The organism is Gluconobacter sp. Gdi, assembly GCF_014132155.1.
In the GTDB taxonomy this organism is placed as follows: domain Bacteria; phylum Pseudomonadota; class Alphaproteobacteria; order Acetobacterales; family Acetobacteraceae; genus Gluconobacter.
Genome location: NZ_BLJQ01000064.1, coordinates 1 through 491 on the forward strand (window position 1 = coordinate 1; position 491 = coordinate 491).

Consider the following 491-nt stretch of genomic DNA (forward strand, 5'->3'; position numbering starts at 1 on the left):
CTCCCAGCTGCTTTCCAGTTCCTCTGGACGCTGCCGGGTTCTTTGGCAGCGGAACGTCTCGCCTGTCAGACGGAGCCGCTGATAGACGCCAGCAGGCGCTATTCCATATTCGGCTTCCGCAGCAATGGCGACGATAACGTCATTGGCCTGGGCCCCGGCCGAATAACCGGCAGTCGCACCAGTGAAACTCATGTCGCCCTCCTTATGCTGCGCCGGCTGACGTCACGGTTCCGCCAGACGTCGTCGATCCGCTGGAGACTACCGTCCCGCCCGAGCTGACAGGAGATGACCCGCCGCTGACCACCGATGCAGATCCAGAGGATCCTGCCCCGCTTGTGACGTTCTCAGTCGGAGCTGAAGGCGCAACGGCCTGGTCCGCCACATGAGCGACCAGGCCTGCGCGGCTGCCGTAAAACAGCTGCATCGAGATCGCCAAAAGTGCGGCATCACTGAACTGGCTGGACAGGATCTGGCCGCCACTCACAAAGATG

At 62.3% G+C, this 491-nt stretch carries 1 protein-coding gene and 1 pseudogene; both read right to left on the reverse strand.

Annotation, left to right across the window (positions count from 1 at the left end; genetic code table 11):
* Positions 1-192, reverse strand: a pseudogene (locus JN414_RS16475) (phage tail protein); the annotation flags it as partial.
* A gap of 10 nt (positions 193-202) precedes the next feature.
* Positions 203-491: hypothetical protein (locus JN414_RS16480; RefSeq protein ID WP_202208882.1), on the reverse strand; the 289-nt coding region annotated here is incomplete at its 5' end.